Below are 25,200 nucleotides of genomic sequence, written 5' to 3' on the forward strand. Positions count from 1 at the left end.
GGGATTTTCTTTTATCGAGATTGAACTCCCGGCATCTTGACAGACTATTCATGCGTGTATGACAGTTTTGTCATGCACATGTGAAACATGTGTATCACATCCCTCGCACGGTTCCATAAGAGCCGTCCTTTGAAAGGTACCCATGAAGAAGCAGAACGTTGCTTTGCTTGTCGGGGCAGCAGTAATGGCCCTGACGTCCTCGTTTGGTGGAGCTGCAGTGGCGTCAGGGTCGACGCCCCAAGTAACCGCTGCCGAGGTTCAGCCCGTAGGGCACACGGTGGACAAGACGAAGACGTCGGGCTCAGCCGCATCCCCTCTGGCCGACAAGTACACCATTGCCGCACCCACCAAGAATGGCGGCGCTTCCACGGACTCAGTCATCGGCGCCGATGGCCGGGTAAGAATCACCAACACCACGGCAGCCCCCAATCGCTCCATCGTGCAGATTGAGTTCAACGGCGGCTACATCTGCTCCGGCGCGCTGATCTCCGATGACACCGTGCTGACGGCTGGACACTGTGTCCATGAGGGCGGCACCGGCTCCGAGGCCGACTACTCCTGGGGCGTCAAAGTTGCCCCAGGCCGTAATGGTTCAACCGACCCCTACGGCACATGCGGTGCAACGGAGATCTTCACGGACCAGCGCTGGATCGACTCGGCGAACACCAACGCCGACTGGGGCGTCATCAAGCTCGACTGCACTATCGGCAACACCACCGGCTGGCTCAACTACACCGGTACCACCGCAAGCCTGAATGGCACCAGCACCACAGTGCGCGGCTATCCGGGAGACAAGGCATTCGGCACCATGTGGTCCATGACCGGACCCATCGAGAGCACGCAGGCGGAAAAGGTGTTCTACAAGATGGACACTTATGGTGGCCAGAGTGGTGCCCCTGTCTACAACAATTCCACCACCATCGTTGCCATCCACACCAACGGTGGCAGCTCCAACTCAGGCACCCGCATCACGCCTACGCTGGCGAACTACCTGACCTCGGTGAAATAGCCCAGCTGAGTTAACCCGCCAACAAGTGTTCCCCGCAGTGTGATCCTGACTGCGGGGAACACGTACGTCCGAGGGTGGGGCGCGGGAGAAGCGGCTACAGTTTGCTGGGGAGAAAACCGGAGAGGAGGTCGGGATGGACAGCCCGGTGCTTGAGCTGCGCGAGCTCCATCTTGTGCCTACCCCTGGTGCCAGCTTTAAGGGTCTTGGTGAACCAGCCCAGAAACGCGCACTCCGTTTCGCCAACGCCAAGGACCGGGAAGAATTCGTTGCCGGCCGGCTCGCTCTCCAGCGCTTCGCCGCCGCGCTCCTCGACTTGGACCCTGCCCGGCTGGTGCCGAACTATCACTGCCCGCAGTGCGGCCCCCGCCAGGACCACGGTCGCCCTGGGTTCATGCTCGACGGCGGTCCGGCACCTTTGGTGCTGAGCGCGTCCCGGGCGTCGGGCTGGGTGCTGCTGGCCGGCGTCGTACATCCAGCGGATGGCCTCCGGCTGGGAGTGGACCTTGAAGTGGTCGGCCAAGCAGCGTTCGAAGGCTTTGACGATGTCGCATTGACCGTAAACGAGAGAAACTTTCTAGCGTCCACCCCGCCCCGGGAGCGATCCAGCCAACGCGCCCGGCTGTGGGCGCGCAAAGAAGCCTGGCTGAAAATGACCGGTGAAGGTTTGAGGCACAATCCCGCGGAGCTGGATGTGCTGGACCGTCCTGGCCTGCGGGACATTACGGGCGCTGAAATTCCTGACGGGCTCGTCGCAGCCCTGGCTATCGGCTGAGGATTACGGAAGCGCGGGCAGCGCGGACTGGTAGAGCCACGGCCGAAGAATCGAGGCAGCATCGAAACCCGGTATGAACGAATCTGCAGCTACTACAAAGGATTCTGTTGATACTGATCCGTGCCTGTTCAAGGCAGTCCAGTGCTGAAGGAAACCAAAGAACGCCTCGTCCCCGGCTGCCATCCGCACAGCGTGAACGGCCAGGGCACCCCGCTTGTAGACGCGGTCATCAAACATCAGCTCGGGACCGGGATCGCCTACCAGCAGATCCTGGGGACCGGCGCTAAGCCTCTTCCACGCGGCCGTTGCCCGCGCGGACACCGTCATGGTGCGGGATTCTTCTGACCACAACCACTCCGCGTAGCAGGCAAAGCCCTCGTGCAGCCAGATATCCTTCCAGCTGGTGACCGTGAGGGAATTACCAAACCACTGGTGGGAAAGCTCGTGGGCGATCAGACGCTGGGCATCCCAGGTATCACGCATATGGTTTCGGCCGAAGATGGAGACGGTTTGGGCTTCGAGAGGAATTTCCAGTTCGTCCTCGGTCACCACTGAGGTGTAGTCGGCGAATGGGTACGGCCCGAAGCAATCCTCAAAGGTGCGCATCATGTCCGGCTGGCGCCGCAGGCCTTGAAGAGCATCCACGGCCAACTCGGGCGTGACTGCGACGAACTGCGGCACCCTGTGATGGGTGTCGTCCACGTGCAGCGGAACCTTGGCGTAGCGCCCGATCTGCACTGTGGCCAGGTACGTCGCCATGGGCTCAGCCTGCTCGTAGACCCAGGTTTCCCTGCTCGACTTGCGCGAGTGGGAGATCAGCCTGCCGTTGCACACGGGACGGTAGTTGTCGTCAGTGGTCACGGAGATGAAGAAGCTTGATTTGTAGCGCGGATGATCATTGCAGGGGAACCAGGACGCCGCGCCGTTGGGCTGTCCGGCCACCAGGACGCCGTCGTTGAGTTCCTCCCAACCCACATCGCCCCAGAGGCCGCGGCGCGGCTGCGGATTGCCGTCGTAGCGGATCTCGAGGGAGAACTGCTGGCCCGCCTTGAGCGGTGACGCGGGGTTAAGCACCAGGTGTTCGGCCCGGTGGCTGAACTTCTGCAGCTTCTTGCCGTCCAGCTGAACCTTGCTGGCCCGCAGGCCCACCAGGTCAAGAACAATCTGCGGCGTAGCTTCCAAGGCTGTGCAACGCAGGACCGCCTTGCCGATCAGCTTGTTGCTGCCCAGCCTGACATCGAGGTCCAACTCGTACCTGTCCACGCGGTAGGCGCTGCTGCCGTGATTCAAGGCGTAGGGGTCGGCTTCGGTCGTGGGAGTGGTGATTGGTGCGGCCATATCCGTCCAATCTACTTCAGGCGCGGCGCTTGTGCCGACGGACCCACCCAGGGGCTCACCGGGTTGCCCATCCAATACGAACCGGCCGGGACGGTTTCGCCGCGCATGACCAACGACGCCGGGCCAACGGTTCCGCCGTTGCCGATACTGGCCGCGGGGAGGATGACGCCATGCGGACCCATGGTGGCTCCGTTACCGAGCGTGACGGTGTCAAGGCTCATGACACGGTCGTGGAAGAGGTGTGTTTGGACCACGCAACCACGGTTGACGGTGGAATTCTCACCGAGGGTCACGAGGTCGGCTTCGGGGAGCCAGTAACTTTCGCACCAGGTGCCGCGGCCGATTTTCGCGCCAAGTCCGCGCAACCACCACACCAAGGCAGGAGTTCCTGCAGCAGAGCGCGCAAACCACGGGGCGCTCACCATCTCGATGAAAGTATCCACCACCTCGTTGCGCCAAATGAAGGAGCTCCACAACGGGTGCTCGCCGGCCCGGATGGTCCCCACCAGAACCCATTTGGCCACGATCGAACTCAGTGCAGCTACGGCCCCTGCTGCCAGCATCACCACACCACCAAGGACGGCTGCCAGCCAGTAGCCCCATCCGCTCGCTATCCAGTCCAGCACCAGCATGACACTGAGGGCGATGGCGACCGTCAGGATGACAGGCACCAAACGGCACAGTTCCCACAAGGCCCGCGCAATCTTGAGCCTGCGGGGAGGCTGGAACGTGCGGGTTTGGTCAGCGGCCACCGCGGTGCGGCGCAGCCTGACGGGCGGGCTGCCCAGCCAGGAGGTGCCTGACTTTGCTTTGGCCGGGGTGGCGGACAGTACCGCAACAAGGGAGTTCTTGGGCACGTTTCGTCCCGCAGCGGTCATGCCCGAGTTGCCAAGGAAGGAGCGTTTCCCTATTTTGGCTGGAGCAATCTTCATCCAGCCTCCACCGAGCTCGTAGGAGGCCACCATGGTGTCGTCAGCCAGGAAGGCGCCGTCGCCGATGGTGGTCATTTTCGGAACAAGCAGCACCGTGGAGGCTTCCACGTTTTTCCCAACTTTGGCCCCGAGGAGGCGCAGCCACATCGGTGTGAAAAGGCTGGCGTAGACCGGGAAGAGAAGGTCCCGGGCCATGTCCAGAAGGCGTTCCGTGGCCCAAACCTGCCAGCCAACGCGGCTGCGGACCCGGTAGTAGCCCTCTTGTAGGCCCAAGCCCAGGAGCCGGGCAACTACCAGGATGAGAATCAGGTTGCCGAAGAACCACACCAGGGCGGCCAGCGGGACAGCCAGGGCAATCTGTGGAAGTGCTGTTTGCAGCGATTCGTTGCCTTGGATAAAGGCCAGGATCACCAGCGCGCCGGCGAATGCGGAGATATAGGGAATGAGGGCCAGCAGAGCCGAAGCGCTGGCGAAGGCGATCAACCAGAACCGGTCAACCACGGACCGCCGGCTGACGGTTTCCGGCCATCCGTGCTTGGCTTTACCGCGGCGCTCCGCGGGGGAGCCGGCCACGAGATGTCCGGCTTTCACTTTGCCCAGCACGGCCGATCCAGCATCGACGTGGGCACCGGCCCCAATGGTCGCTCCGGGCATCAGGGTGCTTCGTGCTCCCACAACGGCACCAGCTCCCACATGGATTTGTCCGATGTGGACGGAATCCCCGTCCACCCACCAGCCGGAAAGGTCCACTTCGGGCTCAATGTTGGCTCCGCTGCCCAAAGACAACAGGCCGGTGACCGGGGGCAAAGAGTGCAGGTGGACGTCCTTGCCGATCTTGGCACCAAGAGCGCGTGCGTAGTAGGGGACGAAGGGAGCACTGGCCAGGCCTATGGCACCGGAAAGGTCTTGAATTTGCTCGGCGAGCCAGAGCCGCAGGTGAGTCTTCCCGGAACGCGGATAGGTGCCGGGCTGGATCTTGCCAAGCAGCACCTTGGCTGCAACCACTGAGATTGTCATCCGTCCCAAGGGGCTGACAAAGATGAGCCAGGATACTGCGATCCACCACCAGGACACCACGGGTGCTGCAGCAAAGCCGGCAAAGTCCGCCAGCAGCTTGTTTGCAGCCATCAGGTAGGTCAGCCACCGCATGCCCACCAGGATGTGCAATGGCACGCCCATCAGCACCTGGAATATTTGCGACTTCAACGCAGTAGGGCGGACGGTGCGCTCAGCAGCGGGCCCCGGCAGGCCGCCGTCGGGGAGTGATTGCCGTGCGGCCTCGATCAGCGCGCCGACGCGCGGCGTGGCATAGATATCAGCCACGGTGATGGTGGGGTAGCGGACGCGAAGGGCGGAAACGAGTTGGGCTGCAGCCAGGGATCCGCCCCCGTAGACGAAGAAGTCAGCGTCGAGCGAGCTGACCGGGGTGCCCAGTACCGCCTCCCATTGCTCTACAACCCAGCGTGCGTCATCTGGAAGGTTCAGCGGTGCGTTGCCGGCCTCGGTGGCACCCACTCCTGCAAGTGGCCAGGGGAGTGCGTGGCGGTCAACTTTGCCGCTGGTCTTGGTGGGGAGCGAATCCACCACGGTCAGCAACGGGATCAACGCGGCAGGGAGGCTCTCGCCCAGAAGCCGGCGTGCCTCCTCCATGGACACTTCATAACCGTCAGCGGGGGCCAGGTATCCAACAAGGATCTGATTACCGGCCGCCGTAGTCTGCACGGCCGCAGCGGCACCGGCAACGCCAGGCAAGGACTGAAGCGCTGCATCTACTTCGCCCAGTTCGATCCGTCGCCCGCCTAGCTTGACCTGTTCATCGGCCCGGCCCATGAAGATCAAGCCGTCCGCTTCGAAACGCACCAGGTCACCGGAACGGTAAGCGCGGTCCCATCCCAGCGAGGTCATGGGGGCGTACTTCTCTGCGTCCTTGGCGGGATCGAGGTAGCGGGCCAGTCCCACGCCGCCTATGATCAGTTCCCCGATCTCGCCTTCAGCCACCGGAACGCCCTGCGGATCGACGACGGCGAGGTCCCAACCATCCAGGGGCAATCCGATCCGCACGGGGCCAGGTCCGCCAAGGGGAGCAGCGCAGGCAACGACAGTCGCCTCAGTTGGGCCGTAGGTGTTCCAGACCTCGCGGCCGTCCACGGCGAGGCGTTCGGCCAGCTCGGGCGGGCATGCTTCGCCGCCGAAGATGAGGAGTCGGACGTTTTCCAGCGCTTCAGCCGGCCACAGAGCCGCAAGGGTGGGCACCGTGGACACGATGGTGATCCCATGGTTGATGAGCCACGGCCCCAGATCCATGCCGGTCCGAACCAGGGCTCGTGGTGCGGGTACCAGGCAAGCTCCGTGACGCCACGCCAACCACATCTCTTCGCACGAGGCATCGAAGGCTACGGACAGGCCGGCAAGCACCCGGTCCTGGGGTCCAATGGGTTCAGCCTGGAGGAAGATCCGGGCTTCGGCATCGACGAACGCGGCCGAGGAACGGTGCTTAACGGCCACGCCCTTGGGAGTGCCGGTAGATCCGGAGGTGAAGATAATCCAGGAATCGTCGTCCAGCCCGGGCTTGGTCGCTGTGGAAACAGGCTCCTGTGCCCTTCCGGATAGCTGGATCTCCAAGCCGGCGGCGATGACTGCCCCCACCTTGGCCTCTCCGAACACCAGGCGGGCACGCTCATCGGGGTCGTCGGCATCCACGGGAACGTAGGCGGCGCCGGCCATCAGGATTCCCAAGATGGCGATGTAGAGTTCGTTGGTTCCGGAGGGGATCCGGACGCCGATCTTGTCTCCCCGTCCAAGCCCTAAAGTGTTCAACCGTGCGGCGAAAGCCTTGACTGCCTTCAGCAGCTCGGTATAGCTCAAAGACTTATGGCCGTCATCCAGCGCCGAGGCCTCGGGGAAGGACTCAGTGGTCTCTTCCAGGATGTCCACGAGGGTCCGCCCGGCGGGTGCTGCGGTGCCGCCCGGGAACTGGGGGCGATAAGTGGTCAAGGCAGGCGTCTGCCCGGCTCCCACGGGATGTTCTGTACTCACGGGCACAGCTTTTCGCAGGAAGGTGAACAACAGGTGTCAGACGTTTCCTGCACGTCACATGGTGTTGTACTGCTGTTCGCCTGTAGATAACCGGTTGTTAGGGAGCCGGGCATGGCAGTCAGGGCACCAAGAGCACTTTGCCGGTGGTGCGGCGGCCTTCAAGGTCCCTGTGTGCCTGGGCTGCCTCTGCCAGTGGGTACGTAGCGCCCACCCTGACTGCGAGGGTGCCGTTGGCAGCGGCGTCGAAAATTTCCGCTGAGCGCCACCGGCGTTCCTGGGCATTCTGGACGAAGTGCGCCATGGTGGGCCTAGTGAGCGTTAGCGAACCCGCGGCGTTCAATCGCTGGGGATCAAATGGCGGTACCGGGCCGGAGGCTGCGCCGAAGAGCACCATGGCGCCTCGGATCCGCAGGCTCTTCAGGGAGTCGTCGAACGTGTCCTTGCCGACTCCGTCGTACACCACATTGACGCCCTGGCCGTCGGTGAGTTCGCGGACCTTGTCGGCAAAGCCTTCGTACCTGAGAACTTCATCGGCGCCGGCCAGAGTGGACAGACCGGCTTTTTCGTCCGAGGACACGGTGGTGATCACGCGGGCTCCGCGGGCCTTCAGCAGTTGCGTCAACAGCAGACCAACGCCACCGGCACCTGCGTGAAGCAGTACGGTGTGGCCCGGCTCTACGCGGAACGATGAGTTCATCAGGTAGTGGGCGGTGATGCCCTGCAGCGGCAGGGCTGCTGCCGTGTGATCGTCGACGCCGTCAGGTACCGGAAGTGCCTTGCTCGCCTCCACGATGGCGTACTCCGCGTAGGTTCTGGACCCCTCCGCGGTGGCAATGCGGTCACCAATGGAGAATTCCTCCACCCCATCGCCAACGGCCTCCACCGTACCGGCGGCCTCCGCACCTGGGGTAAAGGGGTAGTCCACTTTATAGGCGCCGCTGCGTTGGTAGGTCTCAATGAAGTTGACCCCGGCAGCTGCGACCTTGATCAACAGCTGGCCGGGGCCAGGCTTCGGTATTTCCACAGATGCGTACTCAAGGACCTCAGGTCCTCCGGGCTGCTGTGCAACGATGGCGTGCGTCATGGTGGCTCCTTAATCCGGGGCGGTCCTTCCGGTGCCCGGTTTCAGATTCCATCCTAGGGAAGGTGGGGCTTCCCTTGTGGAACGCCTAGAAGCGTCCGTGCGTCGAAGCTACCGGGCAGTCGAAGCCGCGGCCTGCTGCCAGGCCTACCTCGTTGAGGTATCTGACCACGATGCCATAGGACTGCATCAGACTGGTCTCGGTGTAGGAAATGGAGTGCTTGGCGCAGAACTCGCGCACGATTTTTGTGGCCTTGTACAAATGGGGCCGAGCCATGTCCGGGAACAAATGGTGCTCCACTTGACGGTTGAGCCCACCCAGGAGGAAGTCCATGAAGAGGCCACCGCGGATATTCCGCGAGGTCAGGATCTGGCGGTTAAGGAAGTCCACGCGGCTGTCCTTGGGAAGGACGGGCATGCCTTTGTGGTTCGGGGCGAAAGAGGCACCCATGTAAAAGCCGTAAACCATGATCTGCACGCCGAGGAAGGCGAAAGCCATGCCGATGGGCAGGAACGTGAAAGCCAGTACGGGGAGGGCGGCAAGCCTGGCCACAAGGATGGGCGTCTCTACCCAGCGGTGGCGTACTTTCTGCTTACCGAAGACAAAACGGAGGGAGTCGAACTGCAGGCTCAAGCCCAGGAGCGTCAGGAGTGGGAAGAAGAACCAGCCCTGCTTCTTGGTGAGGAAAGCAAGGCGGCCCTTACGCTCAGCTGCTGCGTCTTCGTAGAACACCAAGGCGTTGTTCCTGATGTCCGGGTCTTTGGAGATGACGTTGGGGTGGTTGTGGTGGGCTCCGTGCTTCTGTTCCCACCAGGAGTAGCTGATGCCGGCAACGCCGGTTGCCAAGAGTCGGGCTGACCAATCGTTGGCGCGGCGCGAAGCGAAGATCTGCTTGTGACCTGCCTCGTGGGCAAGGAAGCTAAGCTGCGTGCAGAGGATGCCGACAGCAGCGGCGATCAGGAGCTGGTACCAGGAATCGCCAATGAGGGCGAAGCCAAGCCAGGTGCCGGCCATAAGGAGGACCAGGGCCACGAAGACCCAGATGTAGAAGCCGCTACGGCGTTCGAGGAGTCCAGCCGACTTGACGGTTTTGAGGAGCTCTGAGTAGCTCTGGACAACGGGATTGGGTTGGATTGCGCGAGCTTTGGGGCGCTCAGCGGTGGACGTGGGTGACATAAATGTGCCCCGTATCGCTAACGGGCAACGCTGCAGCCGACGTTCGGACTGCACGGTCTGGATCACCCTCCACTAAGCATACGTCCATTCTCCAAAATAATGAGACTGCTCACATCCGCATGCATAAATATCGGACAGCATGAATATTCTTGCTGTACAGTGGAGTCATGACTATTTCTGTTGCCGTCTCCGGTGCCAGCGGCTACGCCGGGGGAGAAGTGCTGCGCTTGCTGGCTGGCCATCCGAACGTCACCATCGGTGCCATCACCGCTCACAGCAACGCCGGTTCCAGACTAGGGGAGTTACAGCCGCATCTCCACGGTTTGGCCAGCCGGATTCTGGAAGACACCACGGTGGAGAACCTTTCCGGGCATGACGTTGTGTTTCTGGCCCTGCCGCACGGCGCCTCCGCCGAGATCGCTGCCCAGTTGCCTGAGGGGACGGTAGTGATCGACGCCGGTGCTGACCACCGCTTGCAGGACGCCGCAGCGTGGGAAAAGTTCTATGGCTCCGCTCACGCGGGCACCTGGCCGTACGGCCTCCCTGAGCTCCCCGGGCAGCGTGAAGCACTTAAAGATGCCACACGCATTGCCGTGCCCGGCTGCTACCCGACGTCCGCCCTGCTGGCTTTGACGCCGGGGTTCGCCAACAATCTCCTCCTGACGGACGACGTCGTGATTGTCTCCGCCTCGGGAACCTCGGGCGCCGGCAAGGCAGCCAAGGTCAACCTCATCGGCGCCGAGGTCATGGGTTCCATGAGCCCCTACGGCGTTGGCGGCGGACATCGGCACACCCCGGAGATCGAACAGGGACTGTCCAATGCGGCCGGTGAGCCGGTGACGGTATCGTTCACGCCCACGCTGGTTCCGATGAGTCGCGGTATCCTCACCACGGCAACGGCCAAGGTGCGGCCGCAGGCTGGACGCAGTGTCACTGAGGCCGAGCTACGCCAAGCCTGGGCGGACGCTTACGACGACGAACCGTTCGTGCACCTCCTCCCCGAAGGCCAGTGGCCCACCACAAAGTCCGTTCAAGGCTCCAATCACGCTGTGATGCAGTTGGCCTTCGACTCCCACACGGGCCGCGTGATTGTCACGTGCGCCATTGACAACCTCACCAAGGGGACCGCCGGCGGAGCCGTGCAGTCCATGAACATTGCCCTCGGCCTGGACGAAACCGCCGGCCTGAACCTGCAGGGAGTTGCACCGTGACCATTACCGCCCCCAAGGGATTCCGCGCCGCAGGCATCAAAGCCGGCATCAAGGCCTCGGGCAACCCGGATTTCGCTCTGGTAGTCAACGACGGGCCGCAAAAGTCCGCCGCCGCCGTTTTCACCTCCAACCGCGTGGCTGCTGCGCCGGTTCACTGGTCACGCCAGGTGGTCAGCGACGGACGTGTGGATGCAGTGGTCCTGAACTCCGGCGGAGCCAACGCCTGCACCGGTCCCCAGGGCTTCCAGAACACCCACGCCACCGCCGAGAAAGTGGCAGAGGTGCTGGGAGTCTCAGCTTCCGACGTCGTGGTGTGCTCAACGGGCCTGATCGGTGAGCAACTGCCCATGGACAAGATCCTTCCCGGTGTGGAGGCGGCTTTCCGTGAACTGTCCGAAGATGGCGGCTCCGCTGCCGCCACAGCGATTATGACCACGGACAGTGTGTCCAAGGAAGCAGTCTTCAACGGCACTGATGCCCAGGGCAAGCCGTTCACGGTCGGCGGCATTGCCAAGGGTGCCGGTATGTTGGCACCGGGCCTGGCCACCATGCTGGTGGTCCTCACCACCGACGCCGAAGTTCCGGCAAATGAGCTGGACGTCGTCCTCCGCGACGCCACACGCGTCACCTTCGACCGGGCTGACTCGGACGGCTGCATGTCCACCAACGACACCGTGGTGCTGCTGGCATCCGGGGCGTCGGAAGCTCTGCCCTCTGCGGAGCAGTTGAGTGAAGCGGTCACCCACGTCTGCGCCGAACTGGCTCGCAAGCTCATCGGTGATGCCGAGGGCGCCAGCCACGACATCGCTATCCGGACCTTCAACGCCGCCAGCGAACGCGATGCTGAAATCGTCAGCCGCAGTGTTGCCCGCTCCAACCTTTTCAAGGCAGCCATCTTCGGCAAGGATCCCAACTGGGGTCGCGTTCTCTCAGCGGTGGGAACAACGGATGCCGCGTTCGAGCCGGACCAAATCAACGTCGCCATGAACGGCGTGCAGATTTGCCGCAACGGCGCAATCGGTGATGATCGGAATCTTGTGGACTTGGAGCCCCGCGAAGTATTGGTCGAAATCGACCTGCAGGCCGGCGACGCCGAGGCAACCATTTGGACCAACGACCTCACGCACGATTACGTGCACGAGAACAGCGCCTACTCGAGCTGAGCGGATGACGATGACTGCGCACACCCGGGAAACAACATCAACGAGCCACGTCTCGGCCAAAACAGCCCAGGACAAGGCCGGCACGCTGATCGAGGCCCTGCCCTGGATCCAGCGTTTTGCCGGCACCACCATGGTGATCAAGTACGGTGGCAACGCCATGGTCAACGACGACCTCCGCCGTGCCTTCGCCGAGGACATCGTGTTCCTCCACCACGTGGGCATCCACCCTGTGGTGGTCCACGGCGGCGGCCCCCAGATCAACTCCATGCTCGGCCGCCTCGGCATCGAATCCGAATTCAAGGGCGGACTCCGCGTCACCACCCCTGAGGCCATGGACGTGGTCCGCATGGTCCTCACCGGCCAGGTGGGCCGCGAGCTTGTGGGCCTGATCAACTCCCACGGTCCCTACGCCGTCGGCATGTCGGGCGAAGACGGCGGCCTGCTGCGCGCTGTCCGCACGGGCACGGTTGTTGACGGCGAAGAGGTAGATCTTGGCCTGGTGGGCGAAGTGGTGGGTGTGGACCCCGCGGGTATCAAGGACATCCTCGACGCCGGCCGCATCCCGGTGATCTCAACGGTCGCCCCGGAGATCGTTGACGGAGGAGATGGCACTGGCCAGACCACGGGTCAGGTCCTGAACGTCAATGCGGACACTGCAGCGGCCGCCGTCGCGTCTGCACTTGGCGCCACCAAGCTCGTCATCCTGACCGACGTCGAAGGCCTGTACGCCAACTGGCCGGACAAGTCATCGCTGATCTCGTCACTGACCGCATCGGAACTCCGCGACATGCTGCCTCGCCTAGAGTCCGGAATGATTCCAAAAATGGCCGCCTGCCTCAAAGCCATCGACGAAGGAGTGGAACGCGCGCACATCGTAGACGGGCGTCTCCCGCACTCGATGCTGCTGGAAACCTTCACCACCGCGGGCATCGGCACGCAGGTAGTTCCCGACGAGGAAGTGAACGCATGAGCACCGAACTGAGCCATTCCGCCGAAAGCCGCAGCAGCGATGGGGGGCCGGGCGTGGTCGGGCACCGCGATGGGCCCACTGCCGTCGGGGTCCCCGTTCGAGCTGGCGAGGGCGGGGGGCGGCTGGGGACGGAAGGGGCCCCCATCGCTGCGGAGGCTGCCGCAACCGCGCTCGTTTCCCAGAGCTCAGGTGCTGACTGGCTGGCCCGTTACTCGTCCTCGCTGATGGGTGTCTTTGGCACGCCGCAGCGGGTTCTGGTGCGGGGTGCCGGCTGCCTTGTGTGGGACGCCGATGGCAAAGAGTACCTGGACCTTCTGGGCGGCATCGCAGTGAACGCTCTGGGTCATGCGCACCCCTTCGTCACCTCCGTAATTTCCAGCCAGCTGGCCACGCTGGGGCATGTGTCCAACTTCTTCACCAGCCCCACGCAGATCGCTTTGGCCGAGAAACTCCTGGCCATCAGCAAGGCTCCGGCCGGTTCCAAGGTGTTCTTCGCCAACTCCGGCACAGAGGCCAATGAGGCCGCGTTCAAGTTGGCGCGCCGTAACAACAGTGACGGGAAGCGCACCAAGATCATCGCGCTGGAGGGGGCCTTCCACGGCCGCACCATGGGTGCCTTGGCACTCACCGCCAAAGAGGCTTACCGGGCGCCGTTCGAACCACTGCCCGGTGGCGTGGTCCACATCCCGTTCGGTGACATCGAAGCCCTGCGTGCCGCCGTCGACGATTCCACCGCAGCCGTTTTCCTGGAACCTATCCAGGGTGAAGCGGGCGTCCGGCCGCTCAGCGCCGAATACCTGCAGGCAGCCCGCGAGGTGACCACAGCTGCCGGTGCGCTGTTGATTCTTGACGAGGTCCAGACCGGTATTGGCCGGACCGGCAAGTGGTTGGCCAGCGAGGAAGCGGGCATTGTTCCCGACGCCGTCACCCTCGCCAAGGGCCTTGGCGGCGGCTTCCCGGTTGGTGCCTTGATCACCTTCGGAAGTACGACGTCGGCCCTGCTCACCGCCGGGCAGCATGGCACCACGTTCGGCGGCAACCCGGTGGCCACGGCCGCTGCACTGGCCACACTGCACGCCATCGAAAGCCAGGGTGTCCTGCAGAACGTGCTGACCGTCGGTGCCCACCTTCGTGAAGGACTGGCCGCCATTGAGGCTGTCACTGAAGTCCGCGGCGAGGGCCTGCTGATCGGCTTCGATGTGAACGCCGACGTCGCACCCGCCATGGTGAGCGCAGCTTTGGACGCAGGCTTCATCATCAACAGCCCGGGCCCGCGGACCATCCGCCTCGCGCCGCCGCTGATCCTGACCCTTGATCAAGCGGACCGTTTCCTGGACGCTCTTCCCACCCTGATCGCTACGGCTACAGCCAACACCGCTAAGGACGCACAGTGACTTCTTCCACCGCCACCCGTCACTTCCTCAAAGACACGGACCTCAGTCCTGCCGAACAGGCTGAGGTTCTGGAACTCGCAGTCCGGATGAAGGCCGCGCCGTACAGCGTGCAGCCTTTCGCCGCTGAGGGCAATGGCCGTAAGACGGTGGCCGTGATCTTTGACAAGACCTCCACCCGCACGCGTGTTTCATTTGCCACCGGCATTGCGGACATGGGTGGCAATGCCCTCATCATCAACCCGGGTGAAGCGCAGATTGGCCACAAGGAATCCGTGGAGGACACGGCGAAAGTCCTGGAGCGCATGGTCTCCACCATCGTGTGGCGAACGGGTGCCCACTCGGGCCTGGTGGCCATGGCGGAGAACTCCAAGGTCCCGGTTATCAATGCATTGTGCGATGACTACCACCCCTGCCAGCTCTTGGCCGATCTTCTGGCTGTCAAGGAGCACAAAGGGGAACTGGCCGGCTTGAGCATGGCCTACCTGGGTGACGCCGCGAACAACATGGCCAACTCGTACCTCCTCGCTGGCGTGACTGCCGGAATGCATGTGCGCATCGCCGGTCCCGAAGGTTACCTGCCCGCGCCGGAGATCGTGGCTGCTGCGGAGGAACGTGCTGCCGAGACCGGCGGCTCAGTGCTCATCACCAGCGACGCCGCCGAAGCCCTCAAGGGCGCAGACGTGGTGGCAACGGACACGTGGGTGTCCATGGGCCAGGAGGCCGAAAAGGAAGCCCGGATGCAGCTCTTCCGCGACTATTCCGTGGATGAGGCCGCCATGGAGCAGGCCGCGCCGGACGCCGTCGTTCTTCACTGCCTTCCGGCATACCGCGGCTACGAAATTTCCGCCGGGGTCATCGACGGCCCGCAGTCGATCGTCTGGGACGAAGCGGAGAACCGCCTCCACGCGCAGAAGGCATTGATGGCATGGCTGATGCACCGCTCCGGACTCGCGATCGTTGAGGGACTTTCACCCGTTGAGGGTATCTCCGGCCTGGAAAACACTGTGGAGAGCACGTTCTAGTGTCCACCAACCCGTCCGTGCCGGGCGCCAGTCCGGCCACCAAGACTGCCCGCCAGGCGCGTATCACCGCGATCCTGACGGGTGAGTCCGTGCGTTCGCAGGCAGAGCTTGCAGCTCTGCTGGCAGACGACGGCGTCCAGGTCACCCAGGCCACGTTGTCCCGCGACCTCGTGGAACTGGGCGCAGTCCGGGTCCGGGGCAAAGAGGGAGCCCTCGTTTACGCCGTCCCGGGGGAGGGCGGCGACCGCAATGCCAAGAGCGGCGTGACCCAGGAAATCCTGGATGCACGGCTGACCCGCCTGTGCGGGGAACTCCTGGTGACCGCGGAGGCCTCGGGCAACATCGTGGTCCTCCGCACTCCGCCAGGAGCAGCGAACTTCCTGGCACTGGCCGTGGATCACTCCGTGATGCCGTCAGTATTGGGTACGATCGCAGGCGACGACACTTTGCTGCTGGTCGCACGGGATCCTGATGGCGGTGCTGAACTGGCGGCGCGTTTCCTGCGCATGGCCGAAGAAGCCGGGCCTGGCAACCAATAGATTTTCCAAGCATTGATTCACACCAGCATTGATTCGAATGAACCAAGCAACAACAAAGGAGCACTCTCGTGACTGAGCGCATTGTTCTGGCCTACTCCGGTGGCCTTGATACGTCCGTAGCCATCGGCTGGATCGGTGAAGCCACCGGCGCCGAGGTCATCGCTGTGGCCGTCGACGTCGGACAGGGTGGCGAGTCCCTGGAGACCATCCGTCAGCGCGCCCTCGGTTGCGGCGCCGTGGAGGCTTACGTGGCCGACGCCCGTGACGAGTTCGCCAACGAGTACGCCATGCCCACCCTGAAGGCCAACGCCCTCTACCAGGGCCACTACCCGTTGGTTTCGGCTATCTCGCGTCCGGTCATCGTGAAGCACCTCGTGAAGGCTGCCCGCGAATTCGGCGCTACCACCGTTGCGCACGGCTGCACCGGCAAGGGCAACGACCAGGTCCGCTTCGAAGTTGGCATCCAGACCCTCGGCCCGGACCTGAAGTGCATCGCACCGGTCCGCGACCTCGCCCTGACCCGCGATAAGGCCATCGCCTTCGCCGAGGAAAAGGGTCTGCCGATCGAGACCACCAAGAAGAACCCGTACTCGATCGACCAGAACGTCTGGGGACGCGCCGTCGAAACCGGTTACCTCGAGGACATCTGGAACGCTCCCACCAAGGACATCTACGACTACACCGCAACCCCGGAATTCCCACCGGCACCGGATGAGGTCACCATTTCCTTCCAGGCCGGCGTGCCGGTGGCCATCGACGGCGTCAAGGTCACCCCGTTGCAGGCCATCCAGGAACTGAACCGCCGTGCAGGCGCCCAGGGCGTAGGCCGTATCGACGTGGTGGAGGACCGCCTGGTGGGTATCAAGTCCCGCGAAATCTACGAAGCCCCGGGAGCTATGGCGCTGATCACCGCGCACAAGCACCTTGAAGACATCACCATCGAGCGCGAGCAGGCCCGCTTCAAGGCCACCGTTGGCCAGCGCTGGGCCGAGCTGGTGTACGACGGACAGTGGTTCTCCCCGCTGAAGCGCTCCTTGGACGCTTTCATCGAGGACACCCAGCAGTACGTCTCCGGTGACATCCGCATGGTCCTGCACGGCGGCCAGGCAATCGTCAACGGTCGTCGCTCCGAGACCTCCCTGTACGACTTCGACCTCGCCACCTACGACACCGGCGATACCTTCGATCAGTCAATGGCACGTGGCTTCATCGAACTGTGGGGCATGTCCTCCAAGGTTGCTTCCGGCCGCGACCTCCGCGTCGCAGGGCAGTAATGACGTCGGCTACAAACGAAGGTGCACTGTGGGGCGGCCGGTTCGCCGGCGGGCCCGCGGATGCGCTGGCCGCTCTGAGCAAGTCCACACACTTTGACTGGCGGCTCGCCCGCTACGACATCGCCGGTTCCAAAGCCCACGCCCGCGTGCTGGCTAAGGCCGGGCTGTTGGACGATGCCGAACTGGAAGGCATGCTGGCCGCTCTCACCCAGCTGGACGAGGACGTCGCGAGCGGCGCCTACCTTCCGGCTGAGAGCGATGAGGACGTTCACGGGTCCCTTGAACGTGGCTTGATCGAACGTGCCGGTACCCAACTGGGCGGCAAGCTCCGCGCTGGCCGTTCCCGCAACGACCAGGTGGCCACCCTCGGCCGTATGTTCCTGCGTGACCACGCCCGCATCATCGCCCGCGGTGTCCTTGCCACCATCGATGCCCTCGTGGAGCAGGCCAAGGCCCACCACGGCGTAGCGATGCCCGGACGGACGCACTTGCAGCATGCACAGCCGGTGTTGCTGAGCCACCACCTGCTGGCTCACGCCTGGGCACTGCTGCGCGATGTGCAGCGCCTCCAGGATTGGGACAAGCGTGCTGGTGTTTCGCCCTATGGTTCGGGTGCGCTGGCGGGTTCGTCCCTGGGCCTGGACCCTGAAGCTGTTGCCGCGGACCTTGGCTTCTTCTCGGCTGTCCACAACTCGATCGATGGCACCGCTTCGCGCGATGTCTTCGCCGAGTTCGCCTGGGTCTGCTCCATGATCGGCGTGGACCTGTCCAGGATCTCCGAGGAAGTCATCTTCTGGGCAACCAAGGAATTCTCCTTCGTCACGCTGCATGACTCGTACTCCACGGGGTCCTCCATCATGCCGCAGAAGAAGAACCCGGACGTTGCTGAGCTGGCCCGCGGCAAGGCGGGACGCCTCATCGGCAACCTGACCGGCCTCCTCGCGACGCTCAAGGGACTGCCACTCGCGTACAACCGCGATCTGCAAGAGGACAAAGAGCCGGTCTTCGACGCCGCCGACACCCTGGAGCTCCTGCTTCCGGCAGTGTCCGGCATGATCGCCACCCTGAAGTTCAACACGGAGCGCATGGAATCACTGGCTCCGCAGGGCTTCGCGTTGGCCACGGACATTGCCGAGTGGCTCGTCCGCCAGGGCGTTCCGTTCCGGGAGGCCCACGAGCTCTCCGGTGCTGCTGTGAAGCAGGCCGAAGGTCGCGGCGTGGAGTTGTGGGACCTGACGGACGAGGAATACGCAGCAATCTCTGAGCACCTCACTCCCGAGGTTCGCAGCGTACTCAGCACTGAAGGTTCGCTCAACAGCCGCAACTCGCAGGGCGGAACGGCACCAGCCGCCGTCGAGCGCCAACTGGCGGCCCTGGAAGCGGAACTGGACGCAGCACGCTCCTACGCAGGCTAATCGGTTCGCGACTACTGTGGGATGGCACTTCGGTGTCATCCCACGGGTGTTTTAGCGGGTGGGCTAGCATGGCGCTATGACTCAGATCACCCCTGAGGCGCTGCCCGCAGAGCTTCACAAAGCCGCTGACACCGCCATCCGCCTCCTATCAAAGATGGACGAATCGTCCGTAACTGAACCGTCGGAACTGCCGGGGTGGACCCGTGGCCACGTCCTCGCTCACCTTGCGGGAATTTCCAAGGCAATGACCCGGCAACTGGAGTACGCGCGCCGCGGCGAAACCGTGGAACTGTACGACGGCGGCATGGACGGCCGCACGAAGGCGATCAATCTGGCGGCCGGGCACAGCCTCGCGCAACACACCGAGTCTGTCACCGCTGCGATCGGGGCCGCCATCGACGCGTTTGATGCCTTGGGTCCGGACGATTGGCAGGCGCGGATCGCCTACAGGGACGGGACAGTGTTCGACGGCGGGCTGGCGCTGTGGCGCGAACTGACCATCCATGCTTCGGACCTAAGCGTGGGGTTCGGACCGGAAACGTGGAGCAGGCCTTTCTGCGAACACCTCATCGGGTTTCTCGCCGCACGTGTCCCGGAGTCCTACAAATTTGTCCTGCAGCCCACGGGTCTTCCCCCAAGGAGCATCGGCACCGGAGGCACTTCCATAGCCATCACCGGCATGCTGACCGACATCGCCGCGTGGCTTGCAGGCCGCGAACCCAGCCTCGGAAGCCTCAGGGCCACTGCAGCCGCTGATGGAGTGGACCTGCCGGAGCTCCTGCCCTGGCCAGCAGCGCAGCCCGGGGCCCGCTAAATCCCAGTCGCTCTCTCACGTCCGTCGTGTCTTGGGCGTACGCTCTCTCACGTCCGTCGTGTCTTTGCCGCTGCTGCCCGCCACAAGTGCATGGTGCCGTACGAACGCCACGGGCTGACCTCCCTGAAATCGGCGCTCAGCCCGGTGGCGGAGGGCAGGACCTTCAACCCGTTTCGTACTGCGGCATCATTGGCCAGGAAGACGTCGGGAGCTCCAAGCACCCGCATAGCGACATAGCCCACCGTCCACGGTCCCACGCCGGGCATCGGGAGAAGCTTCCGGGCGAGGCTGTCGAGGTCGTCGCCGTACCCGAAGTCGAGGGCCCCACTGGCCATTGCTTCGGCGGCAGCAACAATGGAGTCGATCCGGCGCTGTGGTCCACGGAGGAGTCCCCGGCCGTGTTCGGCGAGTTCGGCCGTCGTCGGGAACAATCGCTCCAAGCCGGGGGAGGTGCCATCAACAGCGGACCCGGCCACTGACAACTGAGTGAGGGCGGTTCTGGCGGCAGCTACGGTGATTTGTTGTCCGATCATGGCTCGGATCAACAGCTCGTGTGGATCCACAGCGCCCGGCACCCGCACCCCCGGAATTGCAGCGACGCTCGCCGAAAGCCTCGGATCCCTTGCCAGTGCGTTATCGATTGCCTGAGGATCCGCGTCTAAGTCAAACAGCCTCCGGACCCGGCTCAGAAGTGCCTGGAGATCGTGGAGATCCCGCACCGCAGCTGTGAGTTGCAGCGGCCTGCCGGGAGCTGAAGGGTTGTACGAGACAGACAACGACGCGCTGCCCCGCGGCAGGCGCAGCGTGCGGGCATAGGTCCTGGTTCCATCCGCCGAGGTACTTGCTGCCTCGATGCCTGGAACCGCCCGAACTGCCAGGAAGTCGAAGATTCCCGGATCAAACGGTTCCCTGTATGGAAGGTTCAGCGTCAGAGCGGCAGGCGCCGCCCCCGAAACCCCGGTGCCCCTGTGCGGGCCGGACTTCGCCGCGGTGGCACGCACCGCCGTCGGGGTCATCGCGAAAACCTCGCCGATGGTGTCGTTGAATTGCCGCACACTGTTAAACCCGGACGCAAACGCAACGTCGGCCAGGAGCATATCGGTGGATACCAGCAGCGTCCTGGCGGTCTGTGCCCTGCTTGCCCGCGCAAGTGAGAGAGGACCCGCGCCGAGTTCGTTGCTGAGGATGCGGTTGAGCTGCCGGGCGGAGTACCCCAGGCGGCTTGCCAGGCCGTCGACGCCCTCGCGGCTGATCACGCCGTCGTTGATGAGCCTCATGGCGCGGCCGGCGACGTCGGAACGGATGTTCCACGCGGGCGTCCCAGGGACTGCCTCAGGCAGGCATCGCTTGCAGGCGCGATATCCCGCTTCGTGAGCGGCCGCGGACGTTTCATAAAACGTGACGTTCGCTGCCTTAGGGGTGCGCGCGGGGCACGACGGCCGGCAATAGATGCCGGTGGAGCTGACGGCGGTGAAAAACTGACCGTCAAAGCGGGTGTCGCGGGCGTCGATCGCCCTGTAGCGCTGCCAGAAGTCCATGGCCTAATCCTGACACCCGCCGGAAGCTGCTGCTAGCGGAAATCGGACATTACCGTTTGCCGCATTGTTGCTAGGGTCTGGTCATGAGTTCGTCCATGGACAACGAGGTCAGCGACCCGGCCGCGGTGCGCGCGTTTCTCGAAGGTGACCCCCGTGTCATCGCTCCGCAGATACTCGGCGCGGTACTGACCCACCACTCGGAAGCCGGTCCGGTCTCCGTCAGGCTCACCGAAGTAGAGGCCTACCTTGGGCCGCGCGATTCAGAGCACCCCGACCCCGGCTCCCACACCTTCGGTGGTCCTACCGCCCGGAATGCGCCCATGTTCGGGCCACCGGGATTCCTGTACGTCTACTTCACCTACGGCATGCACTACTGCGCCAACATTGTCTGCGGCCCAGACGGCACAGCGTCGGCTCTTCTCCTGCGTGCCGGCGAGATCGTCGAGGGGGAGGGGCTCGCCGCCCTTCGCCGGCCCGCATCGAAAGCGCACAAGGACCTGGCCAGCGGACCCGCCAGGCTCGCCTCCGCACTGGGGCTCACGACGGCGGACACTGGCCGTGACGTGCTCGCGGAACCGTTCAGTTTGTGGTTGCCCAGGACGCCGGCAGCTGCCGTGGCCAGCGGACCAAGAGTGGGCGTAGCGGGCCCGGGCGGAAGCACTGAATACCCCTGGCGCTTCTGGATCGAGGACGACCCTACGGTGTCCCGCTACAAGGCAGCGCGGCCGCGGAACCGGAGCGCTACCAACTGACCTCAGCGCTGGCGGCTCGGCGAACCTTCGACTTTTTGTGACGCAGTCCGGCGTATGACGTGTACCCCCACGTTTACCAAAATCGCTGTAGAATGGTAGGTCTGTCTTTTGCGATAGGGGTTACGGTTCGATGCACGACGCTGATTTGGTCCATGAGCAGGAATATGTTGCCGGGCTGTATGCCCGGCTCGATGAGCTGCGCGCCGAAAAGCGCGCCCAGCTGGCGCAGGTGCGCAAGGCCGGCGCGGTGGGAACCATGCAGAACGTCTCAGAACGTGATGCGTTCGCGGCGCTGTACGAAGATCGCCTGGCCCAGCTGGACGCCGTCGACGACCGCTTGGTCTTTGGCCGCCTGGACCTTGATTCCGGTGAGGCGCAGTACATCGGCCGTATTGGTCTTTCCACGGCCGATCTCCAGCGGCTGATGGTCGACTGGCGTGCCCCGGAAGCCGGTCATTTCTACCAAGCCACCGCGTTCGATCGCCAAGGTGTCCGCCGTCGTCGCCACCTGATCCTTCAGGGACGCGACGTTAAGGCGATTGAAGACGACGTCCTGGACGCCGGGATGCTCGCTGACAACGACTCACTCCAGGGTGAAGGCGCGCTGCTGGCTGCGCTCAATTCCAAGCGCACGGGCCGCATGTCGGACATCGTGGGCACCATCCAGTCCGAGCAGGACCGGATCATCCGTTCCTCCATTTCCGGTGCGCTGGTAGTCCAGGGCGGCCCCGGAACGGGCAAGACCGCCGTAGCCCTGCACCGTGCCGCCTACCTGCTGTACACGCACCGCGAGCGGCTCAAGAGCGCCGGTGTTCTGCTCGTTGGACCGTCGTCGTCCTTCATGCATTACATCGAACGTGTTCTGCCGTCGCTCGGTGAGACCGGTGTGGTCATGGCCAGCCTCGGCCGCCTCATGCCCGGGATTCACGCCATTCCTGAGGAAGACGCAGACGTCGCTGCCCTCAAAGGCAAGCTGGACATGGCAGCCGTGGTGGCAAACGCCGTAGCCAACCGGCAACGGACGCCTGCAGAAGACCGCATCCTCGAAGTTGATTCGCGGAAGCTGACACTGACGGTTCGTCAGGTCCGCCGTGCCCGCGAGAAAGCCCGCGCCACAGGCAAGCCGCATAACGAAGCGCGGCTCACGTTCGTCAAGATCCTCCTGCGCGAGCTCACGGAGCAGCTGACGGACCTCGTAGAGGAAGGCAACATCGGCAACAACGCCGATCGCGCCTATCTGGCCGAAGACGTAAGGTCGGCCCGCGACGTTCGCATCGCGCTCAACCTTTGCTGGATGCCGATGACCCCCGAGAAGCTCATTTCCGAGCTCTTCAGCAAACCGGCCATCCTCGAAGCCTGTACGCCGCACCTGACACCCGCACAGCGTTCGCTGCTTGAGCGCCCGGTGGATGCCCCGTGGACCGAGGCGGACGTTCCGCTGTTGGACGAGGCTGCAGAGTTGCTCGGTGAGCTGGACCCGGCCGCCGGCAGGGGACTGGCTCAACAGGAGGCGGACCGTGCACGCGATCTCGCCAACGCCAAGCAGACCCTGGCCAACATGGAAGCGATGGGCGTGGACGTCCTGGTGACGGCGGAAGAGCTCGCTGAACAGAACCAGGAACGCGAGGGGCGGCTGACCGCTGCCGAACGTGCCACGAGCGATAGGTCGTGGGCTTTCGGCCACATCGTTGTTGACGAGGCCCAGGAACTCTCGCCCATGCAGTGGCGCCTCCTGGTGCGGCGCTGCCCGCTGAAGTCCTTCACCATTGTGGGCGACATCGCCCAAACGAGTGCAGCAGCAGGTGCCAATTCGTGGCAAAGCGCGCTGGCGCCGTCGTTCGGTGACCGCTGGACGCTGGAAGAACTTACCGTCAACTACCGCACACCGTCGCAGATTGCAGAAGCTGCCGTTCGCATGGCCAACCGCGCAGGCTTGGTTGTTTCGGCACCCAAGGCCGTCCGCGAAGGCAAATGGTCACCCATCGTGGACCACGTCGAAGCGGACGGCATCGTGAAGCGCTTGGTTGAGGTCCTGCCGGAGGAAGTGGAAGCGATCGACGGCGGCCTGCTGGCTGTTATTGCCGACGGTCCCTTGCTGCCGCAGGCCACTGCTGCGCTGCGCGAGGTCTACGGACGCCGCATCGGCAGCGGCGCAGGCAGTTACCAGCAAGACATCGTGGTGATCAGTCCCAAGGAAGCCAAGGGCCTGGAATTCGACGGCGTTGTGGTCCTGGAACCAGCTGCCATGTTGAACCACGAGCACGGCAAGGTGGGCGACCTCTACGTCGCCATGACCCGGGCCACGCAGCGTCTGCGCCTCATCGCAGCCGCACCGGTACCCGCCGGCATCGAGCGCTAGGAAAAACGGACCCCGCAACCGGTGCTAACTTAGATCTCGTGTCACACGTAAACAACCTCGAGTCCCAGCACAACGATCCCGCCTTTGCCAACGTCTGGCAGGAGCTCAAATGGCGCGGTCTGGTTCACGTTTCCACTGATGGAACTGAACTGGAAAAACTGCTCGCCGGGGACCCGATCACGTATTACTGTGGCTTCGATCCCACCGCGCCGTCGCTGCACTTGGGCAACCTGGTGCAGTTGCTGGTAATGCGCCGCCTGCAGTTGGCCGGCCACAAGCCGCTCGGCTTGGTGGGTGGGTCCACCGGCCTGATCGGCGACCCGCGTCCGACGGCGGAACGCACCTTGAACACCAAGGACACCGTGGCGGAGTGGGTTGGCTACCTTCAGGGCCAGGTGCGCCGCTTCCTCAGCTTCGAGGGCGACAACCCAGCCCGCATGGTCAACAACCTGGACTGGACGGCGCCTTTGAGTGCCATCGACTTCCTCCGCGAGATCGGCAAGCACTTCCGCGTGGGCACCATGCTCCGCAAGGATGCCGTGGCCTCGCGCCTGAGCTCAGACGAAGGCATCAGTTACACAGAGTTCAGCTACCAGATCCTGCAGGGCATGGACTACCTTCAGCTCTTCCGCGATTACGGCTGCGCACTGCAGACCGGTGGCTCGGACCAGTGGGGCAACCTCACCAGTGGAACCGAACTTATCCGCAAGGTGGAAGGCAAGAGCGTCCACGCACTTGGCACGCCGCTCATCACCAACTCCGACGGAACCAAGTTTGGTAAGAGCGAAGGCAACGCCATCTGGCTGGACCCGGACATGTGCAGCCCGTACACGTTCTACCAGTTCTGGCTGAACACGGCCGATGCTGATGTGGTTGATCGTCTCAAGGTATTCACGTTCCTTTCGCGTGCGGAGATTGAGACGCTCGGGCAGGCCGTGGAGGAGCGTCCGTTTGCCCGTGAAGGTCAGAAGAAGCTTGCCTTCGAGGTGACCTCCTTGGTGCACGGCGTCGACGCAACCGAGAAAGTCATCGCTGCTTCGGCTGCGTTGTTCGGGAACGGCGACCTCACCGTACTGGATGAGCGGACCCTTGAAGCAGCCACGGCGGAACTTCCCTCCGCGACGATTAGTGCCGACGGCCTGGGCATCATTGACCTCCTGGTTGCTTCGGGTCTGTCAGACAGCAAGTCGGCCGCCCGCCGGACCGTGGGCGAGGGCGGTGCCTACGTGAACAACACCAAAGTGTCCGATCCCGACGCCGTTATTGCCCGCGAGCAGCTGCTTCACGGACGCTACTTGCTTCTTCGTCGCGGGAAAAAGAACCTGGCAACCATCGAGGTTTCGGCTTAGGTCCTCGTTTCAATCCCGTTCCGAAAGGGCCGGCAACCGTTATGGTTGCCGGCCC

At 63.7% G+C, this 25,200-nt stretch carries 19 protein-coding genes; 14 read left to right on the forward strand and 5 right to left on the reverse strand.

From position 1 onward, the window contains the following. Positions 1-142 precede the first annotated feature (142 nt). Both MOD31_RS04225 and MOD31_RS04230 read left to right on the forward strand, forming a co-directional pair. The gene (locus MOD31_RS04225; RefSeq protein WP_250819921.1) at positions 143-1,009 is read left to right on the forward strand and encodes a serine protease; all 867 of its coding nucleotides are present in this window, start codon (positions 143-145) and stop codon (positions 1,007-1,009) included. Between the two features lie 133 nt (positions 1,010-1,142). After that, the gene (locus MOD31_RS04230; protein WP_250819922.1) at positions 1,143-1,781 is read left to right on the forward strand and encodes a 4'-phosphopantetheinyl transferase superfamily protein; all 639 of its coding nucleotides are present in this window, start codon (positions 1,143-1,145) and stop codon (positions 1,779-1,781) included. Between the two features lie 3 nt (positions 1,782-1,784). Here MOD31_RS04230 and MOD31_RS04235 read toward each other — a convergent pair whose 3' ends face one another. From MOD31_RS04235 to MOD31_RS04250, 4 genes are all read right to left on the reverse strand, one after another. After that, positions 1,785-3,119 carry a M1 family metallopeptidase gene (locus MOD31_RS04235; protein WP_223942252.1) on the reverse strand — a complete coding sequence of 445 codons (1,335 nt, stop codon included), beginning with the start codon at positions 3,117-3,119 and terminating at the stop codon, positions 1,785-1,787. 11 nt (positions 3,120-3,130) lie between these two features. Further along, positions 3,131-7,087: a Pls/PosA family non-ribosomal peptide synthetase gene (locus tag MOD31_RS04240; protein WP_250819923.1), complete on the reverse strand. Its 3,957-nt coding sequence runs from the start codon at positions 7,085-7,087 to the stop codon at positions 3,131-3,133. A 118-nt stretch (positions 7,088-7,205) separates the two neighbouring features. After that, positions 7,206-8,171, reverse strand: a complete 966-nt coding sequence (locus MOD31_RS04245) for a quinone oxidoreductase (protein ID WP_250819924.1) — start codon at positions 8,169-8,171, stop codon at positions 7,206-7,208. Positions 8,172-8,256: 85 nt separating this feature from the next. Next, the gene (locus tag MOD31_RS04250; protein ID WP_142939594.1) at positions 8,257-9,345 is read right to left on the reverse strand and encodes an acyl-CoA desaturase; all 1,089 of its coding nucleotides are present in this window, start codon (positions 9,343-9,345) and stop codon (positions 8,257-8,259) included. Positions 9,346-9,512: 167 nt separating this feature from the next. On the opposite strand from MOD31_RS04250, the gene argC reads away from it, so the two are divergent. The 9 genes from argC to MOD31_RS04295 all read left to right on the forward strand — a co-directional run bounded on the left by argC (position 9,513) and on the right by MOD31_RS04295 (position 19,147). Further along, entirely contained in the window at positions 9,513-10,556 is a 1,044-nt protein-coding gene (gene argC / locus MOD31_RS04255) for an N-acetyl-gamma-glutamyl-phosphate reductase (RefSeq protein WP_250819925.1), read from the forward strand. After that, positions 10,553-11,719 (forward strand): bifunctional glutamate N-acetyltransferase/amino-acid acetyltransferase ArgJ, encoded by a 1,167-nt coding sequence (argJ, locus tag MOD31_RS04260; protein WP_142939592.1) that lies wholly within the window; start codon positions 10,553-10,555, stop codon positions 11,717-11,719. The genes argC and argJ overlap by 4 nt, the downstream gene beginning before the upstream one ends. 10 nt (positions 11,720-11,729) lie before the next feature. Further along, positions 11,730-12,689, forward strand: a complete 960-nt coding sequence (gene argB / locus MOD31_RS04265; protein WP_250819926.1) for an acetylglutamate kinase — start codon at positions 11,730-11,732, stop codon at positions 12,687-12,689. After that, the gene (locus tag MOD31_RS04270; protein ID WP_238703446.1) at positions 12,686-14,083 is read left to right on the forward strand and encodes an acetylornithine transaminase; all 1,398 of its coding nucleotides are present in this window, start codon (positions 12,686-12,688) and stop codon (positions 14,081-14,083) included. Before argB ends, MOD31_RS04270 begins: the two co-directional genes overlap by 4 nt. After that, complete coding sequence (argF, locus tag MOD31_RS04275) at positions 14,080-15,105, forward strand: ornithine carbamoyltransferase (protein ID WP_250819927.1); 1,026 nt, start codon at positions 14,080-14,082, stop codon at positions 15,103-15,105. Before MOD31_RS04270 ends, argF begins: the two co-directional genes overlap by 4 nt. Next, on the forward strand, positions 15,105-15,644 hold the full coding sequence (locus MOD31_RS04280; protein ID WP_142939589.1) for an arginine repressor: 540 nt from the start codon (positions 15,105-15,107) through the stop codon (positions 15,642-15,644). Before argF ends, MOD31_RS04280 begins: the two co-directional genes overlap by 1 nt. Positions 15,645-15,712: 68 nt before the next feature. Next, complete coding sequence (locus tag MOD31_RS04285) at positions 15,713-16,918, forward strand: argininosuccinate synthase (protein WP_166842791.1); 1,206 nt, start codon at positions 15,713-15,715, stop codon at positions 16,916-16,918. Beyond that, positions 16,918-18,333 carry an argininosuccinate lyase gene (gene argH, locus MOD31_RS04290; RefSeq protein ID WP_142939587.1) on the forward strand — a complete coding sequence of 472 codons (1,416 nt, stop codon included), beginning with the start codon at positions 16,918-16,920 and terminating at the stop codon, positions 18,331-18,333. Before MOD31_RS04285 ends, argH begins: the two co-directional genes overlap by 1 nt. Positions 18,334-18,409: 76 nt before the next feature. Then, the gene (locus MOD31_RS04295) at positions 18,410-19,147 is read left to right on the forward strand and encodes a maleylpyruvate isomerase family mycothiol-dependent enzyme (RefSeq protein WP_250819928.1); all 738 of its coding nucleotides are present in this window, start codon (positions 18,410-18,412) and stop codon (positions 19,145-19,147) included. A 47-nt stretch (positions 19,148-19,194) separates the two neighbouring features. Here MOD31_RS04295 and MOD31_RS04300 read toward each other — a convergent pair whose 3' ends face one another. After that, a complete protein-coding gene (locus MOD31_RS04300) occupies positions 19,195-20,685 on the reverse strand; it encodes an AlkA N-terminal domain-containing protein (RefSeq protein ID WP_250819929.1) in 1,491 nt (496 codons plus the stop codon). A gap of 83 nt (positions 20,686-20,768) precedes the next feature. Here MOD31_RS04300 and MOD31_RS04305 point away from each other — a divergent pair, with 83 nt between their 5' ends. The 3 genes from MOD31_RS04305 to tyrS all read left to right on the forward strand — a co-directional run bounded on the left by MOD31_RS04305 (position 20,769) and on the right by tyrS (position 25,145). Then, positions 20,769-21,437: a DNA-3-methyladenine glycosylase gene (locus tag MOD31_RS04305; RefSeq protein ID WP_374206970.1), complete on the forward strand. Its 669-nt coding sequence runs from the start codon at positions 20,769-20,771 to the stop codon at positions 21,435-21,437. Between the two features lie 130 nt (positions 21,438-21,567). Beyond that, positions 21,568-23,796 carry an ATP-binding domain-containing protein gene (locus tag MOD31_RS04310; RefSeq protein WP_250819930.1) on the forward strand — a complete coding sequence of 743 codons (2,229 nt, stop codon included), beginning with the start codon at positions 21,568-21,570 and terminating at the stop codon, positions 23,794-23,796. A 38-nt stretch (positions 23,797-23,834) separates the two neighbouring features. Continuing rightward, positions 23,835-25,145 carry a tyrosine--tRNA ligase gene (tyrS, locus tag MOD31_RS04315; protein ID WP_250819931.1) on the forward strand — a complete coding sequence of 437 codons (1,311 nt, stop codon included), beginning with the start codon at positions 23,835-23,837 and terminating at the stop codon, positions 25,143-25,145. Positions 25,146-25,200: the final 55 nt, after the last annotated feature.

It is taken from the genome of Paenarthrobacter sp. TYUT067 (genome assembly GCF_023656375.1).
In the GTDB taxonomy this organism is placed as follows: domain Bacteria; phylum Actinomycetota; class Actinomycetes; order Actinomycetales; family Micrococcaceae; genus Arthrobacter.